This is a genomic window from Nitrincola tapanii (genome assembly GCF_008368715.1).
Classification (GTDB): domain Bacteria; phylum Pseudomonadota; class Gammaproteobacteria; order Pseudomonadales; family Balneatricaceae; genus Nitrincola; species Nitrincola tapanii.
Genome location: NZ_SMRS01000001.1, coordinates 421,695 through 438,639 on the forward strand (window position 1 = coordinate 421,695; position 16,945 = coordinate 438,639).

Sequence of the window (16,945 nt, forward strand, 5' to 3'; positions counted from 1 at the left end):
TTTATGCAGTTTGAGTGCTTAGCCGCCGAGGGTAAAGCGCGTCGTGGGCGCTTAACTTTCCCTCGCGGTAGTGTGGAAACCCCGGCTTTTATGCCGGTGGGCACCTATGGCACTGTGAAGGGGATGCTGCCACGTGATATCAAAGAGATTGGGGCGCAGATGATTCTGGGCAACACCTTTCATCTGATGCTCAGACCGGGCACTGAAATTATCGGTTTGCATGGCGATTTACATGATTTTATGCAGTGGCAAGGCCCGATATTGACCGATTCTGGAGGTTTTCAGGTCTTCAGCCTCGGTAAGATGCGCAAAATTACCGAAGAGGGTGTGTCTTTCCGCTCGCCTGTGGATGGCAGTAAGGTGTTCCTCAGCCCTGAGCGCTCAATGGAAGTGCAGAAGGCGCTGGGATCGGATGTGGTGATGATTTTTGATGAATGCACACCCTATCCGGCCACGGAAAAGGAAGCGGCAGACTCCATGCGCTTGTCTTTACGTTGGGCAGAGCGCTCAAAGAGGGCGCATGGAGATAATCCCTCGGCACTCTTTGCCATCGTTCAGGGGGGAATGTATGAGCATCTGCGCGATGAGTCCTTAAAAGGCCTGGTTGAAATTGGTTTTGATGGTTATGCCATAGGGGGCTTATCCGTCGGTGAGCCGAAAGAGGATATGGTGCGGGTGCTGGATCATACGGCCTGGAAGCTCCCGGAAGACAAGCCTCGCTACTTGATGGGGGTGGGTAAGCCCGAAGATATTGTTGAAGGCGTGCGTCGTGGTGTGGATATGTTTGATTGTGTCATCCCGACCCGCAATGCGCGTAATGGCTTCTTGTTTACCTCAACCGGTGTGGTGAAAATTCGTAATTCGGCAAACAAAACCGATACCCGCCCACTGGATGAAAATTGTGATTGCTACACTTGTCGTAATTTCAGTCGAGCCTATCTGCATCATTTGGATAAGTGCGGCGAAATCCTGGGTGCGCAGTTGAATACCCTGCACAATCTGCACTACTACCAGACCCTGATGGCAGGTTTGCGCAACGCCCTTGAACAGGGTAAATTGTGCGACTTTGTAGACGAATTTTATGCGGCAAGGGGCTTGCAAACCCCGCCACTTGCCCCCATTGATTCAATCACTCAACCCTTGGAGAACGCTGAATGAGCTTCTTTATTTCCCCTGCCTACGCGGAAGCTGGGCAAATGGACCCAGGCATGTTTAACATGCTATTTCTGGTCGGTTTTGCTCTGATTTTTTACTTTTTCCTTTGGCGTCCACAATCTAAGCGTGCCAAGGAACATAAAGCATTGGTTGGTGGTCTGAGCAAGGGCGATGAGGTGATCACCGCTGGTGGCATCATTGGTAAAGTCGTGCGTTTGACGGATGACTATGTGGTGCTTGAAGTCAGCGATGGCGTGGAACTGAAATTCCAGAAAGCGCATGTCGCGGCAGAGTTGCCGAAAGGTACCATCAAAGAAATCTAAAACCTTTTAGGTTGAATCTAGCGCCACTGAAACAGGTGGCGCTTTTGTTTGCTGAGGACGGAGCACGATGCTCAACCGTTATCCCCTGTGGAAAAATCTCCTGATTGTACTGGTCTTAGCGGTGGCAGCGATCTATGCCGCCCCTAACCTCTATCCGGATGACTATGCTGTGCAGATTTCCGGTTCACGCGCAGTCCATGAAGTGAATGACCGTGTGATGGGTCAGGCGCTCTCCGTATTGGAAAATGAAGGGATTGCCATCAAATCAGGTGGGATTGAAGGGGGAGCCGGTTTAATTCGTTTCAGCGACAGTGATGCACAGTTGCGTGGCCGCGAGGTGTTGGCGCGTAGCTTGGGCGAGAATTATGTGGTGGCGATGAATTTGGCCCCCACGACACCCGATTGGCTGATGGCCTTGGGTGCAGGTCCGATGAAGTTAGGACTTGATCTGCGCGGTGGTGTGCACTTCTTGATGGAGGTGGATACGGTACAGGCCGTGGCGCAGCGTCTTGAAGTCTATGCCAGCGATATTCGCACAACTTTGCGTGAGCAGCGTTTGCGCTACCGCAGTGTTGAATTGATGGAAGATGGTCGTTTGGCCGCACGTTTCGCGGATGCGGAAACGCGTGACCAGGCGCAGAGCCGTTTGCGTCGTGATTTCTCTGAGTTTGCTTTTGAAGCGGCTCAACAAGAGGAAGCGTATCTGCTCTTTATCAGCTTAAATGAGCAAACGGTGCGTGAAATTGAAGATTATGCGATCGCACAGAACTTGACGACACTGCGTAACCGTGTAAATGAGTTAGGCGTGGCGGAGCCTTTGGTGCAGCGTCAGGGGCGTAATCGTATCGTGGTGCAGTTGCCGGGTGTGCAAGATGCGGCGGCCGCGAAGCGCGTCATTGGTCAGACGGCTAATCTGGAGTTCCGTCTCGAGGCGTTAGCAGATGCCAGTCGTGCGAGTACAGAAGTCTTTGAGTTCCGCTCCGATCCAGATCGCAAAGCGACACTGGAACGTGAAATTATTATAACCGGCTCTAGTGTCGCTAACGCGAATGCGGCCTTTGATGAGAATGGCATGCCCCAGGTTTCGATCACGCTGGATGCACGTGGCGGGCAGATGATGAGTCGTGTTACGCGTACCTCCATTCAACGGCGTATGGCGGTGGTTTTTGTCGAGCATAAAACGCGGAATGTGATGGAACGAGTGGATGGGGAGATGGTTGAGCGTCGTATCCCTTACACCGAAAAGCGTATCATCTCTCTGGCGACTATCCAAAGCGTGCTAGGCAATCAGTTCCGAATTACCGGTTTGGACAGTCCGCGTGAATCCTCAGAGTTAGCCTTGTTGTTGCGGGCCGGGGCTTTGGCTGCGCCTATCTATTTTGTTGAAGAGCGTACCATTGGCCCGAGTTTGGGGGCCGCAAATATCGAAATGGGAATGAAGTCGGTACAGATAGGCTTTGCCCTGGTACTGATCTTTATGCTGCTTTTCTATCGGGTGTTTGGTCTTTTAGCGAATATTGCGCTGACCTTGAACTTGATTTTATTGGTTTCGGTCATGTCTTTGTTGTCTGCGACACTCACGCTGCCAGGGATTGCCGGTATTGTTCTCACAGTGGGTATGGCGGTGGATGCCAATGTGCTGATCTTTGAACGCATTAAAGAGGAGCTGCGATCAGGAAGTCCGGTACAGACTGCGATCCATGCCGGCTTTTCACGCGCCTTTAGTACCATCCTAGATGCTAACGTGACCACCTTGATTGCGGCGGTGATCCTGTTTGCGATGGGAACCGGGCCGGTTAAAGGTTTTGCCGTGACTTTGTCCGTAGGGATCGTCACCTCGATGTTTGCGGCCTTGGTGATTACACGCGCGCTGGTGAATCTGGTGTATGGAAGTCGTAAGCTTGAAAAGCTTTGGTTGTGAGGCAAAAGAATGATTCATATTCAGCGTCAAATTAATTTCATGGGGCTGCGCAAAGGTGCTGCAGCCCTATCGATCATCCTTCTGTTGGCGTCCATTCTGTCTTTGGCCATTAATGGTTTAAAGTTTGGTTTGGATTTTACCGGCGGTAGTCTTGTAGAAGTTACCTATGAGCGCCCTATTGAGTTGGAGGCTGTGCGTGCCACTCTGCGTGGTGCAGGCTATCAGGATGCGGTTGTGCAAACCTTTGGTGCCGCTAACGATATTTTGATTCGCTTGGGTGAGGCGCATGATCCGCAGCTGGGGCAGACCATCCTGCAGCTTCTGCAATCAGCAGAAGAGCAAACCGTCACGCTGCGGCGTAATGAGTTTGTGGGTTCCCAGGTCGGTGAAGAACTGCGCGAGCAAGGTGGGCTGGGCCTGCTGGTTGCCTTGATGATGGTCATGGTCTACCTGGCATTTCGCTTCCAGTTTAAGTTTTCGGTTGGAGCGGTCTTGGCTCTGGCGCATGACGTGATTCTGGTGTTGGGTTTCTTCTCCTTTCTGCAAATCGATTTTGATTTAACGGTGTTGGCAGCGGCCTTGGCCGTGATTGGTTACTCACTTAACGATACCATCGTAGTTTATGATCGGATTCGTGAGAATTTTCGCATTATGCGGGTGAGTGAGCCGATCGAAGTACTCAATCAATCTTTAAATGAAACCCTAAGCCGTACTATTGTTACATCTTTGACTACACTCTTAGTGTTGGTGGTACTGGCGTTTTTTGGTGGTGAGATGATTTATGGTTTTGCGATTGCCCTCCTGGTGGGGGTGGTGGTTGGAACCTACTCTTCGATCTATGTAGCAGGCAATATCCTGCTGATGTTGAATGTCAGTCGTGAAGATCTGATACCGCCTCCTCCGAAAGAAGAGGATGAGGCGGAACAGCTCCCGTGATTGAAAAGCCGGCCAGATAGCCGGCTTTTTCTCTTCAGGTGAGCGAATTAATGAGAAAAATACGGAATTAATATGAGTAAAGAGTGGATTTCTAAAGATCCCAACGCACAGCAGGAAGCCGAAAAATACGCGAAGCCTGTGCCCAGCCGTGAATTTATCATGGAGTTTATGAAGAAGTGGGGCGTACCCATTTCTCACCCTGATCTTTGTGCCGAGTTAAACCTGCACTCGGAGGAGGATATTGAGGCGATCCGCCGCCGCTTAATCGCAATGTGTCGCGATGGGCAGTTGATCTCCAATCGCCGTAATGAGTTCGGGTTGATCGAGAAGATGAACCTAATCTCTGGGCGAGTGATCGGTCATCGGGATTGTTTTGGTTTTATTCGCCCAGACGACAACAGTGATGATCTGTTTTTAAGCCCGCGCAATATGCGTGAGGTCTTTGATGGCGATCGTGCCTTGGTGCAGCAAATCGGTTTTGATACCAAGGGGCGCCGCGAAGGTAAGATCGTTGAAGTGCTTGAGCGTAATACGCGTAAGCTGGTCGGGCGTTTTGATGGCCAGAACGGTTTTGGCACCCTGATCCCAGAGAATCAGCGTATCACCCATCAAGTGATCGTCGTACCTGATGCTGAGGCCGGTTTGAACTACGAAAGTGGCCAACTGGTTGTGGTGGAGCTGATCCAACAACCAAGCCGTAAGTTGCCTGCACGTGGACGTGTGGTGGAGGTGCTGGGGGATCATTTAGCGGCTGGCATGGAAATTCAAGTGGCGATTCATAGCCATGACATTCCCAATGAGTGGCCTGAAGCAGTACATCAGCAGATCGGTGAGTTGACCCCCGAAGTCGCTGAAGCGGATAAACAGAACCGTTTTGATCTGCGAGCGATGCCGTTTGTGACGATAGATGGTGAGGATGCGCGCGACTTTGATGATGCGGTTTATGCGGAGAAAAAGCGTTTTGGGGGGTGGCGTCTCTGGGTGGCCATTGCGGATGTCTCCTATTATGTGCGTCCGCAAAGTGCTTTAGACGAAGAGGCGATTAAGCGCGGTAACTCGGTTTATTTCCCAGAATATGTTGTACCGATGCTGCCTGAACTCCTATCCAATGGCCTTTGTTCGCTGAATCCCAAAGTGGATCGTTTGGCGATGGTCTGTGAGATGACACTGGGCCGTTCCGGTAAGTTGAGTGATTTCCGTTTTTATGAGGCGGTGATCAACTCGAAAGCGCGTTTGACCTACAACAAGGTGGCTGCGATTTTGGGTGCGGTGGAGTCGGATCAGCAGGAGGCGTTGCGCACGACCTATGCCGAGGTGGTGCCGCATTTAGAGCAGTTGTATAGCCTCTACAAAGCGCTGCGAAAAGCACGCGATGAGCGTGGAGCGATCGATTTTGATACCGTTGAAACACGGATTAAATTTGGTGCTGATCGAAAAATTGAAGAGATAGTGCCGATTCACCGCAACGATGCGCATAAAATCATTGAAGAATGTATGTTGTGTGCCAACGTGGCGACGGCTCGTTTTCTCGAGAAGGCAAAAAAGCCCGCACTTTACCGTATCCATGAAGGCCCAAAAGATCAGAAGCTGGAGAATCTGCGAGCCTTCTTAGGTGAGCTGGGTTTGAATCTGCCCGGTGGAGCTAAGCCTGAACCCAAAGATTATCTGAAGCTGGCTTCGGTGATAGAAGCGCGTCCAGATCAACATATCATCCAAACAATGATGTTGAGATCGATGCAGCAAGCGATCTACAGTCCAGAAAACTTAGGACACTTTGGTCTGGCCTATGCGGCCTATGCGCATTTCACTTCCCCTATTCGTCGTTACCCTGATCTTTTAGTGCATCGAGTGATTCGTAGTGCCTTGCACGCCGGGGTGAAGTTAAAGCATCTAGCGCGTCCCGACGGTTTTAAACCGCAACCTCATTTTGTCCATGAGTACAGTGTTGAGCAGGCTTTAGCTCTGGGTGAGCACTGCTCTATGACCGAGCGGCGTGCGGATGAAGCCACACGTGATGTCGTGTCCTGGTTGAAATGTGAATATATGCTGGATCATATCGGCAGTCATTTCAGCGGTGTGGTCGCGGCGGTCACAGGTTTTGGTTTGTTTGTCGAAATCAGTGATCTGTATGTCGAAGGTTTAGTGCATATCTCGGGTTTACCGAGCGATTATTATCATTTTGATGCGGCCAAGCAGCGCTTAGTGGGTGATCGTACGCGCAAAATCTTTAAGCTTGGAGATCGAGTCTCAGTGCGGGTAGTGCGGGTTGACCTAGATGAGCGTAAAATTGATTTTGAACTGGTGGATGCCGCTTCGAGCTCAGGTTCCAATGCGAGTAAAGCGCCTGCCCCTAAACGTAAAGAATCAACCCGTGATAAGTTGCGTCGTGGGGATACCCAAGCCGCTAAAAGCCCACGTGGCGCAACCTCTGCATCCGGTAAAAAACCGTCTCGGAAACGCTGATTTAAATGACTGAAATAATACTCATGACCCTCTCCGGCAAGGATAAGCCGGGTGTGACTTCGGCCCTCACGGCCATCCTGGCGAACTATCAGGTCAATATTCTTGATATCGGTCAGGCGGTGATTCATAACACCCTGTCTTTAGGTATTCTATTGCAGGTTCCACCTGAGTCTGAGTCTTCGCCCTTGTTGCGTGATCTTCTATTTCGCGCCCATGAGCTGGATATGATGGTACGTTTTGAGCCTGTCTCCGAAGCGGATTATCAGGATTGGGTCGCCGGCCAGGGCAAATCTCGCCATATCATTACCTTGCTTGGACGGCGTATCAGTGCGGCCCATATTGCACGTGTGACGGATATAGCCGCACGTCATGGGCTGAATATTGATAACGTGAATCGACTCTCTGGGCGTTTACCCTTGGAGAAGATTGCCAGTCATGATCTGAATACCAAAGCCTGTGTCGAGTTTTCGGTGCGGGGGATTCCCGCAGATGCCTCGGCACTGCGTCAGGAGTTTCTGAAAGCGGCTGCGGATTACGATGTAGATATCGCCTTCCAACAGGATGATATTTTTCGACGTAATCGCCGCCTAGTGGTATTTGATATGGACTCAACCTTGATTGAGGCAGAGGTCATTGATGAGTTGGCGAAAGAGGCCGGTGTCGGTGAGCAGGTGGCTCAGATTACCGAAGCGGCCATGCGCGGTGAATTGGATTTTGATCAAAGCTTCCGGCGTCGAGTGGCCTTGCTAAAAGGCTTGGATGCGAGTGTTTTGGAAAAAATTGCCCAGCGACTGCAGTTGACGGAAGGAGCAGAACGTCTAGTATCGCGTTTGCATGCCCTAGGCTTTCGAACGGCTATTCTCTCAGGTGGATTTACCTACTTTGCTGAATATTTACAGAGACGTTTAGGTTTTGACTACGTCTACGCTAATCAGCTGGATATTTCTGAAGGGAAAGTTACCGGAGAAGTGGTAGGCAGTATCGTTAATGGCGAGCGTAAGGCACAACTCTTAATCGAGTTGGCTGAGCGTGAGGGAATACGTTTAGAGCAAACCATTGCTGTCGGAGACGGCGCCAATGATCTGCCGATGTTATCCATTGCCGGATTAGGTATTGCTTTCCGCGCCAAGCCTTTGGTGCGCGAACGTGCGCGGCAATCGATTTCAACGCTCGGTCTAGATGGTATTTTATATCTGATCGGTTTCCGCGACCGGGATGATCTTGACCAGGATCAGCACGCGTCTTCCTAAACCAGTAGAGAACATGTGCTTGTCTAATCACCTCGCTTAAGCGAGGTGATTTTTTTGGATAAAGCCCCGCGTGTAGGATCAGTGTTCAAAAAACGCATAATCCATCTTCGGACGAGGCGGCTGTAAATAATGCCCTTGAATCAGGTGGACACCCAGGTGGAAGAGTTTGCCCATGACGCGTGTATCTTCCACCATCGGGACGATTAAAGAGATATGTTGTGCCTGCACGGGTTCTAGTACACGCTGTAACTGCTTCAGAGTGATCTGCCCAGAGGACAGGTCTTTCATATAATTACCATCCAGCTTGATATAATCCAAAGGCGTATCTTTTAACAGATACTCCGATTCTGAAGTACTGCCATAGTGTTTCAGGCAGATACGGCAATGCAATTTTTTCAAGGCGCGGCAGAAGGCCTTATAGTGAGATGGGTTGGCGAGCGCATCTGTTTCGCTGATCTGGAACACCAGATGATCCGCAGGTAAGCGCATATTGCGTAGCTGCTCGGATAACCAGGGAAGGAGCGACTTGTTCTTGAGAGTGCGGCTGGTGATATTGATGAAAAGACGGTTGCGTTCGCCTTGATCGAGCGCCTGGCGCAACAGCAGAATACACTCCTCTAACACCCACATATCCATACGTGCCATCACCGAGTCATCACTGATGGAGCTGAGAAAAATATTCGGTGAGATTTCGTGATCCTGATCGGTTAACAGGCGCAAGAGTATCTCGTAGTTGCAGGCCTTGTCTTCGGTATTCAACGGCACGATGGGCTGGAAGAGCAGGCGAAAGCGATTATGGCTGATCGCATCCATCAGCTTGCGTACGGCTTGATGGTCACTTTCGGGTAGGTGGCCTGAATGCTCCAGTTTATGCAGGCTATAACCATTACCGCGCCGCCCAGCGTGATGCAGGCTGGCGGCCGCCGTTTTGGCGCGGGTCAGCATTTCGGTGACGCGTGGTGCCGTCTCATTGATCGAAGCAATACCGATCGAACAGGTGGTGCGCAAAGAGATGTTGGCAAAGTTTTCTTCGATTTCTGCGATGGCTAAACAGAGTTGCCGTGCTAAAGCGGTGGCTTTTTCGGTACTCGCATCAGAAAAAATAATGCCGTAGGCTTCATTATCCAGATGTGCGACACAGTGTGCAGGATTGATCTTTTCTTCCAGAAGTTTACCTACGGCATGGGTCATCAAATCGGCCGCTTCGCTGCCTGCTTCTTGCAAGATAGTTTCATATTGATCTAGGGATAGGTAAAGAAGGTTACAGTCATGTCCGCCTTCGCGTGCCTTATTAATCGCTTTATCTAATTCTGCTAGGAAAAAGGCATCGTTATGAAGGCCGCTGATCGGATCTTCTTTGGCAAAAACATCTTGATCTGAATGAAAAGGCAGAGTGACTTCTAATTGTAGACAAGTGGCTTCTTGAAACGCAGATATAAAGAAAGTGAACTGAGCACGGAATTCGGTATGATCTGGGCGCAACGCCGTAACGAGAAGTTCACTCTGATTGAACTCACCTTTTTCAACTTGCGCTAAGCTTGTATATAGCGCCTCACGATCAGCGGATGTGATAAACCGATCTAAAGATAATCCTTTTAAACTACCGAGCTGATCATAACCAAATAACTCCACAAAACTCTCATTCACATATTGTAATTGCCCTTCTTGGCAATACGCGATGGCCGTGCGTGAGTGTGCAATTAAATCCTGATTACGCTGCTCTGTTTTTATCAGTAGATTTTCGATGTGACGCAACTCACGTTTAACCTTGCTCTGTTCGAGTGTGCGGTTGATGTATTGGATAATTATTTGGGGATCTTTTGCAGCCAGAATAGGTAACGTATTCGCTTTAAGTAGAGCGAGATATTCTGCTGTATCGGGTATCCGATGGAGCAAGGCTAGGACTGGAATTTCTTTTTCCAAGCGTTTTAGATGCAGGCTGATATCGATAGGGGTAGGAGCTTGTGCATTCTCATCACAACTCAAGATCAGATCCCAGCTGCGTTCAGGTAAAGAACTGAGGAATTCTTTCTCATCATTAATAAACCGGCACATCGGTGACATTTGCACATGGCGTAAAACGGCCTGGATGCTTGCCGCATGTTCTTTAAAAAAACCAATGAACAGAATTGAAACACTAGGCCGATTGGCAGGATTGCTCAGTTGCGAAAGTTTTTCCAGTAACGCATCCGGTGTTGACATTCAGACGATCCCTTGAGTGCTTGGCTGTGAGTGCTGGTTTCAGCTGCTAAGCTATGTTCACAAACTGAATCTAATGATAATCGCTCTGATGCAAGCTGTCAGCTCAAACTCAAGGGTAACGAAATAACGGCTGATAAAATATATGAAGAGGGGAGAAGTGACGAATGGCTGGGGTAGGAGGACTCGAACCTCCGGATGCTGGAATCAGAATCCAGTGCCTTACCAACTTGGCGATACCCCAAACATAATGGTGGCAATGGCGGGACTCGAACCTGCGACCCACGCATTATGAATGCGTTGCTCTAACCAACTGAGCTACATTGCCAGATGGCAGGGGTAGGAGGATTCGAACCTCCGCATGACGGGATCAAAACCCGTTGCCTTACCGCTTGGCGATACCCCTAGACCGACTTGAAACGCGCTTTGGTGGCAATGGCGGGATTCGAACCTGCGACCCACGCATTATGAATGCGTTGCTCTAACCAACTGAGCTACATTGCCAGCGCTCTTTCAAGGCCGCAAATTATTCGCTTTTTGCGGCCTTGTGTCAACAGTGTTTTGCGAAAAAAACTTCAATTAAAACAGTTAGGCGTCAGGCTTTAGACGTTAAAGCGGAAGTGCACAACGTCGCCGTCTTGAACGACATAGTCTTTGCCTTCCAGACGCCACTTGCCGGCTTCTTTAGCACCTTGTTCACCTTTGTACTGAATGAAGTCGTTGTAGCCGATGACTTCAGCACGAATAAAGCCTTTTTCAAAGTCAGTATGAATGACGCCCGCTGCTTTCGGTGCGGTATCACCCACGCGGATGGTCCAGGCGCGAACCTCTTTGACACCAGCGGTGAAGTAGGTTTGTAACCCCAAAAGCTGGTATCCGGCACGAATAACACGGTCAAGGCCGGCTTCTTCCATGCCCATCTCTTGTAGAAACTCAAGCTTTTCTTCGTCATCCAGTTCGGCGATCTCGGATTCCAGCTTATTGCAGATGGCAACAACTTCAGCCCCCTCCGCAGCGGCAAGTTCGCGCACCTTGTCGAGATGTGGATTGTTTTCAAAACCATCTTCCGCCACGTTGGCGATATACATGGTGGGTTTAGTGGTTAGGAGGTGTAGGGTTTTGCTTAAGCGTTGCTCTTCTTCATTCAGAGAGAGGGCGCGCGCCGGCAAGCCTTCACTGAGGTGGGGGAGAAGTTTTTCTAATAGCGCCTTGATGGCAAGGGCTTCTTTATCTCCGCCCTTGGCGTTGCGCTGAACACGCTGCAACTGTTTTTCCACGGACTCGAGATCGGCTAAAGCCAGTTCGAGATTAATCGTTTCTATGTCCGCTAGGGGATCAATGGTGTTCGCCACGTGGATGACATTGTCATCTTCAAAGCAGCGGACTACGTGTGCGATGGCGTCAGTTTCGCGGATATTGGCTAGAAACTTATTGCCTAGGCCTTCACCGCGTGAGGCTCCGGCAACCAGCCCAGCAATGTCCACGAACTCCATAGTTGTTGCCAGAATGCGCTCAGGTTTCACGATCTCAGCCAGGGCGTTGAGGCGTGGATCAGGCATGGGGACAATGCCGGCGTTCGGCTCAATGGTACAGAAAGGAAAGTTCTGTGCCTCGATACCCGCTTTGGTCAGAGCGTTGAAAAGGGTTGATTTGCCTACGTTGGGCAGGCCAACAATGCCACATTTAAAACCCATGATCCTATCCTGTTGATTATTCAGCCGTTAAAGCTGTGTAGTTGATTCATTGCTCTTTGCCAGTGGCCGCTGAGGGCGAGTGGCAGATATCTGAGGGCTTCATCACTTGCCGCTTGAGTTTTCAGGCGTTCAGTCTCTGGGGCGCGTGTTAAAACAAAACCGGCGACTTGGCTAGCATGGCCGGGGTGGCCGATGCCGAGGCGTAAGCGGTAAAAATTGCGCGAATTACCCAGTCGGCTGATGATGTCGCGTAAACCGTTGTGCCCCCCATGTCCGCCGCCTTGTTTGAAGCGCGCGCAGCCTGGAGGTAGGTCGAGTTCATCATGCACCACAAGAATGGCTTCTGGCGGGATCTTATAAAAACCGGCCAGTGCCGCAACGGCTTTGCCGCTTAAATTCATAAAGGTGCTGGGAATAAGAAGATGTATGGCTTGCCCTTCGATCAGGGTTTTGCCATAGAGGCCGTGAAAGCGAGGATCGGCCTTTAAGGAGAGATGCTGGTGGGCAGCAAGCTGCGCCACCAGATCTTCACCGGCATTGTGTCGGGTGTGGGCATATTGGCTGCCGGGGTTGCCGAGGCCAACAATGAGCTGAATCCGATCGTTCATGCCGGTTTAAGAAGTTCGTGAAACTTACTTCTTAGCACCGCGTGGAGCGTAGCAGTAACCGATACCCTGATCGTGATCTTCACCACGACGCAGTGCAACGATTTCAACGCCTTCTGGCAGAACGATGTCTGACAAGTGAGCGATCTGGCCGAGTTCGATCTTCGACAGATCAACATTCAGCATTTCAGGCAGATCTTTTGGCAGACACAGGACTTCAGCGGTTGAGGCTTCAGCAGCAAACTTCGCAGCAGCTTTAGATGCAGCAGATTTTTCGAAGTTGATGAAGTTCAGAGGTACCTGAATCTTGATCTTTTTGCTCTCATCGATGCGCTGGAAGTCAGCGTGCAGAACCACAGGCTTCGCTGGGTGACGCTGCAGATCCTTGATGATAACAGGAGTCAGAGTGCCTTCCAGGTCGATGCTCAGGATAGACGAATAGAAGCCGTCTTCCAGCAGCATGCGGTACAGATCTTTACCGATGACAGAGATGGCTTTAGGTGCTTCAGTACCGTAGATGATACCTGGAACCAGGCCCTGATGACGCAGGCGGCGGCTCGCACCTTTCCCCTGATCTTCACGGCTAACAGCATGAACAACAAACTTAGACATGGGTTTTTCCCTTATAAATTAAAAACTGCAAATCCCGCGACCAGGTATTTGCAGTTTTGTTGTGATGCCCGGCTGGGCAGAATCAGGCCTGTTTCCTTAACGGAACATGGCGCTGATGGATTCTTCGTTGCAAACGCGGCGTACCGCCTCTGCCAACATAGGTGCCAGCGTTAACTGGCGAATTTTTGCACACTTCATTGCTTCAGGCGACAGCGGAATCGTGTCAGTCACGACCAGCTCATCCAGTTCAGAGTTGCTGATGTTGCTGATGGCTGGGCCAGAAAGTACAGCGTGTGTGACATAAGAAACAACGCGCGCGGCGCCTTTCTCTTTTAGAGCGCGTGCGGCTTTGCAGAGCGTGCCAGCAGTATCGCACATGTCATCGACCAGGATGCAGGTACGTCCCGCGACATCCCCGATGATGTTCATCACTTGAGATTCATTTGCACGCTCGCGGCGTTTGTCGATGATCGCCAGATCACAATCCAGCTGTTTAGCCACCGCACGCGCACGGACTACACCACCGACATCGGGTGAAACCACCATGATGTTGTCGTAGTGCTGATCCATAATATCGTCGAGCAGAACCGGAGAGCCGTAAACGTTATCAACCGGAATGTCAAAGAAACCCTGGATCTGATCGGCATGTAAATCTACGGTTAGTACACGATCGACGCCGGCGCTGGTCATCATGGTCGCAACCACTTTAGCGCTGATCGGAACACGTGTTGAGCGTGGACGACGATCCTGGCGAGCATAACCAAAATAGGGAACAACAGCGGTGATGCGCGTTGCAGAGGCACGACGTATCGCATCCACAAACACGATCAGTTCCATCAGGTTATCATTGGTGGGGGCACAGGTCGATTGGATGATAAAAACGTCTTTACCACGAACGTTTTCTTGAATTTCGACGCTGACTTCACCGTCGCTGAAACGACCGACAGAGGCTTTTCCCATAGGGATGTCGAGGCGTTCTACCACCTTTTTTGCCAGTTCAGGGTTGGCATTGCCGGTGAAGATCATCATGCTGGACATGCGCTTTACCTTTTCGATCGTTTCAGTATGGATTGAGGGAGCAGAGAGGATCTCAGTCATATTCAATGGCTGGGGTAGGAGGACTCGAACCTCCGGATGCTGGAATCAGAATCCAGTGCCTTACCAACTTGGCGATACCCCAGTAATCTCCTGTTAAGCAGAGAACTGCCTGGTTAGGAAGGCGCGTATTCTCCACAAAAATTGATCGGAAATCAACCCTGATACTGCCTTTAGGCTCCGGTTGAGTGCGGTTTAGAGGCCTGCTGCCTGCACACCTTGTCAGGGGTTACGGCAGCCGCCAACGGTGTATCGCCAGCGTGACCTGTAAACTCTCGCGCTGCATACGTAAACGTCCTGGTAAAATCAAACCTTGCTCGGTTTGTTGATAACGCTGTATCTGGATTTGCCAACCGGCTTGATGAAACGCATAACCTTGATCCATCACCACTTCTTGGAAGGGGAAAAAGGGGTCGGGAACACCACGTATCCACCAGTTGGCATGACTGACCGGTAGGCTCCAGCCGAGCACTCCCTGCATTAAGGCTTCGGGAGAGCGTGCGACATAACGATCGTCTTCCCCGGCAACCGTCATTTCGACCTGTCCAGGGCGTCCTTCTAAGCGCGCTACACCTTGGTTAAACGGGCCTGCGGTTAGATTGATCAGATAGGCCGTGTCCTTTTGTTGCCACTGAATGCTGGCCGATTCTGATTTGTCGGCTTGGCGGATATTAATGCGTCCTTCTAGCTGCCAATCTTTGAGGAGCCGTGCTTGGCGTTGATCCTGATTTTCCGGAAGAGGGGCTTCTGTGCGCAGGCTGCTACAACCTGCCAGCAGGAGCATGAATCCGACGAGGAGCAAAAAACGCAGCATTAGGGCTGACCTCGGTGTAAGCGTTGAACCATATCGAGCAGATGACGATCTTCCGGATGCTCGGCCAATTCTTGTGTGAGTAAGCTTAAAGCATCTTCTTTACGTCCAAGACTATAGAGCACCTCAATCAGATGCGCAGAGACTTCTGGATCTGGGTAGAGTGCATAGGCGCGTTCTAAGAAAAACAGCGCTTTTTCAGCGCGCCCCATCTTGAAAAGTACCCAACCCATAGAGTCGAGAATCGCGGGGTCCTCGGGTTCTTGTTCTAGGGCACGGCTGATTAAGGCATGTGCCTCTTCATAGTCCTGAGTGTAGACAGTCAGGGTATAGCCAAGGGCGTTTTGCAAGAGCGCACTGTCGGGTTCGAGAGCAATAGCACGGCGCAGATCACGCAGCATGCGCTCGGGCTGCTCGGGTTCGTAGCTGAGTGCGCGTGCGTAGAGTAAACGGGTGTTGTTGGGACGCGTTTTTAATGCTTCGCTGAGAACGGCTTGTGTCTCTTTCTTCAGGTTTTGTTTGCGTAACCACTCTGCCAGCATCAGGGTCAACTCAACGCTCTGCTCAGGCTGGCGTAAACTGGCCTGACGCATCAGGCTTTCAACTTGTTCGCGATGTTCGGCTTGGTTAAAGAGCTCTAATAAGCGTGCTTGTGCCTGCAGGAAGGTGGCACCTTGGTCAACCGCCTGATAGTGCCCAATGGCAATTTCTCTCTGCCCTTGCAGTTGTGCGATATGGCCAAGATAAAATTCGAGGTCACGGTTCTCAGGCATTTGGCGCTGTAGGCGTTGTAACCATTCTCGGCTGGTATCTAAGCGCTGATGATCGAGCAGGAGCAGGGCAAAATAGAGCTGCAGTTGTGGTTCATGGGCAGCACGTTGCAGCAGTTGTTGAATGCTGCGTTCGGCACGTGAGTATTCGCCCAGCTCAAGCAGGGTGCGTGCATACTGAATCTGTAGAGGCTGTTGCTCTGGGTGGCGCGCAACGGCGCGACTGAGCAGATCGAGAGCTTCGTTATTGCGGCCAAGTTGTAACAGAATGTCGGATTTTTGCAAAACCAGCTGGGGCTGGTAGGGCTGCTGCCGCAGGCCTAGATCAAACATCTGCAGTGCCAGTTCGGGTTCGTTCAGACGCAGATACAACAAGCCTCGGGCTAAAAAGAGATCCAAGCGCTCAGGCTGCACTGCGCTGATTTCATTCAGCAGAGTCAGATATTGTGATGCCACCTCTACAGAGAGGGCCTCGCTTTGGCTGCTGATCAACAACAGAGCATCGGCCTCACCTTCTTCGTCCATTAACAGATCGCGTAAAAGCGGAAGTGCTTCACTAAAACGTTGCTGATGCAAAAGAATGCTGGCGACTAAGCGTCGAGGTTCAGCGGCTTGCGGGTCGGCTAGAGACCAGATCTGCGCTGCTTCTAACACAGCGGAACTGTCACGCATGAATTGGGCAATGCGGGTTGCACGTTCTGCCACCGCGACATCACGCGTAAGGCTGGCTTGGAAGAGATATTTTTCCAAAGCCTCATCAAATAAGCCACGATGCCCTGCAATCTCAGCGCTTAATAGATCAAATAGGGATTCCCGATTCAGTTGTCCGGGCAGGTATTCAATCGCAGGTAAGGGGTGTTCGCTGAGTGTCCACTCAGGTGGGGAATTCATCGTTTGTGGGGCGGTGGCACAGCCCGTTAGGAAAAGGCCGCAGCTGATCGCCAGGGCGACAAACTTATTCATCAGTAGGGAGGATCCTATACGCCGGATTATAGTGCCACTATAGAGTAACTCTCAGGCTTTTGTCGATTATCCCTCACTCTACGAGGTACCTGTCCAGATGGATGACTTAATCCGCGCAGTTGAAAGGTGTATGATTAGCCGCTTATTT

13 protein-coding genes and 5 tRNA genes are annotated in these 16,945 nt (G+C 50.9%); 6 read left to right on the plus strand and 12 right to left on the minus strand.

Going from position 1 to position 16,945, the window contains the following annotated elements; all coding sequences use genetic code 11:
• Window positions 1-3 precede the first annotated feature (3 nt).
• From tgt to serB, 6 genes are all read left to right on the plus strand, one after another.
• Window positions 4-1,158, plus strand: coding sequence for a tRNA guanosine(34) transglycosylase Tgt (gene tgt / locus E1H14_RS02125; protein WP_149389920.1), 1,155 nt, complete (start codon window positions 4-6; stop codon window positions 1,156-1,158).
• Window positions 1,155-1,478, plus strand: coding sequence for a preprotein translocase subunit YajC (gene yajC, locus E1H14_RS02130; protein ID WP_149389793.1), 324 nt, complete (start codon window positions 1,155-1,157; stop codon window positions 1,476-1,478). The genes tgt and yajC overlap by 4 nt, the downstream gene beginning before the upstream one ends.
• Before the next feature lie 67 nt (window positions 1,479-1,545).
• The gene (gene secD / locus E1H14_RS02135; RefSeq protein ID WP_149389794.1) at window positions 1,546-3,399 is read left to right on the plus strand and encodes a protein translocase subunit SecD; all 1,854 of its coding nucleotides are present in this window, start codon (window positions 1,546-1,548) and stop codon (window positions 3,397-3,399) included.
• Between the two features lie 9 nt (window positions 3,400-3,408).
• Window positions 3,409-4,335 (plus strand): protein translocase subunit SecF, encoded by a 927-nt coding sequence (secF, locus tag E1H14_RS02140; RefSeq protein ID WP_149389795.1) that lies wholly within the window; start codon window positions 3,409-3,411, stop codon window positions 4,333-4,335.
• 72 nt (window positions 4,336-4,407) lie between these two features.
• On the plus strand, window positions 4,408-6,798 hold the full coding sequence (gene rnr, locus E1H14_RS02145; protein WP_149389796.1) for a ribonuclease R: 2,391 nt from the start codon (window positions 4,408-4,410) through the stop codon (window positions 6,796-6,798).
• Between the two features lie 5 nt (window positions 6,799-6,803).
• The gene (gene serB, locus E1H14_RS02150; RefSeq protein ID WP_149389797.1) at window positions 6,804-8,048 is read left to right on the plus strand and encodes a phosphoserine phosphatase SerB; all 1,245 of its coding nucleotides are present in this window, start codon (window positions 6,804-6,806) and stop codon (window positions 8,046-8,048) included.
• A 78-nt stretch (window positions 8,049-8,126) separates the two neighbouring features.
• Here the strand turns inward: serB and E1H14_RS02155 are convergent, their stop codons facing one another.
• From E1H14_RS02155 to E1H14_RS02210, 12 genes are all read right to left on the minus strand, one after another.
• Complete coding sequence (locus tag E1H14_RS02155) at window positions 8,127-10,250, minus strand: EAL domain-containing protein (protein WP_149389798.1); 2,124 nt, start codon at window positions 10,248-10,250, stop codon at window positions 8,127-8,129.
• 165 nt (window positions 10,251-10,415) lie between these two features.
• A tRNA-Gln gene (locus tag E1H14_RS02160) sits at window positions 10,416-10,491 on the minus strand.
• A 7-nt stretch (window positions 10,492-10,498) separates the two neighbouring features.
• Window positions 10,499-10,575: transfer RNA gene (locus tag E1H14_RS02165), tRNA-Met, on the minus strand.
• A 3-nt stretch (window positions 10,576-10,578) separates the two neighbouring features.
• Window positions 10,579-10,653 (minus strand) — tRNA-Gln (locus tag E1H14_RS02170).
• Between the two features lie 21 nt (window positions 10,654-10,674).
• A tRNA-Met gene (locus E1H14_RS02175) sits at window positions 10,675-10,751 on the minus strand.
• Between the two features lie 98 nt (window positions 10,752-10,849).
• Entirely contained in the window at window positions 10,850-11,941 is a 1,092-nt protein-coding gene (ychF, locus tag E1H14_RS02180; RefSeq protein WP_149389799.1) for a redox-regulated ATPase YchF, read from the minus strand.
• Window positions 11,942-11,961: 20 nt separating this feature from the next.
• Window positions 11,962-12,549, minus strand: coding sequence for an aminoacyl-tRNA hydrolase (gene pth / locus E1H14_RS02185; RefSeq protein ID WP_149389800.1), 588 nt, complete (start codon window positions 12,547-12,549; stop codon window positions 11,962-11,964).
• A gap of 24 nt (window positions 12,550-12,573) precedes the next feature.
• Window positions 12,574-13,158 carry a 50S ribosomal protein L25/general stress protein Ctc gene (locus tag E1H14_RS02190; protein ID WP_149389801.1) on the minus strand — a complete coding sequence of 195 codons (585 nt, stop codon included), beginning with the start codon at window positions 13,156-13,158 and terminating at the stop codon, window positions 12,574-12,576.
• Window positions 13,159-13,254: 96 nt separating this feature from the next.
• Entirely contained in the window at window positions 13,255-14,196 is a 942-nt protein-coding gene (locus E1H14_RS02195; protein ID WP_149389802.1) for a ribose-phosphate pyrophosphokinase, read from the minus strand.
• Window positions 14,197-14,262: 66 nt separating this feature from the next.
• Window positions 14,263-14,338: transfer RNA gene (locus tag E1H14_RS02200), tRNA-Gln, on the minus strand.
• A gap of 144 nt (window positions 14,339-14,482) precedes the next feature.
• Complete coding sequence (gene lolB, locus E1H14_RS02205; RefSeq protein ID WP_149389803.1) at window positions 14,483-15,067, minus strand: lipoprotein insertase outer membrane protein LolB; 585 nt, start codon at window positions 15,065-15,067, stop codon at window positions 14,483-14,485.
• Entirely contained in the window at window positions 15,067-16,797 is a 1,731-nt protein-coding gene (locus E1H14_RS02210; protein WP_149389804.1) for a tetratricopeptide repeat protein, read from the minus strand. Before E1H14_RS02210 ends, lolB begins: the two co-directional genes overlap by 1 nt.
• Window positions 16,798-16,945: the final 148 nt, after the last annotated feature.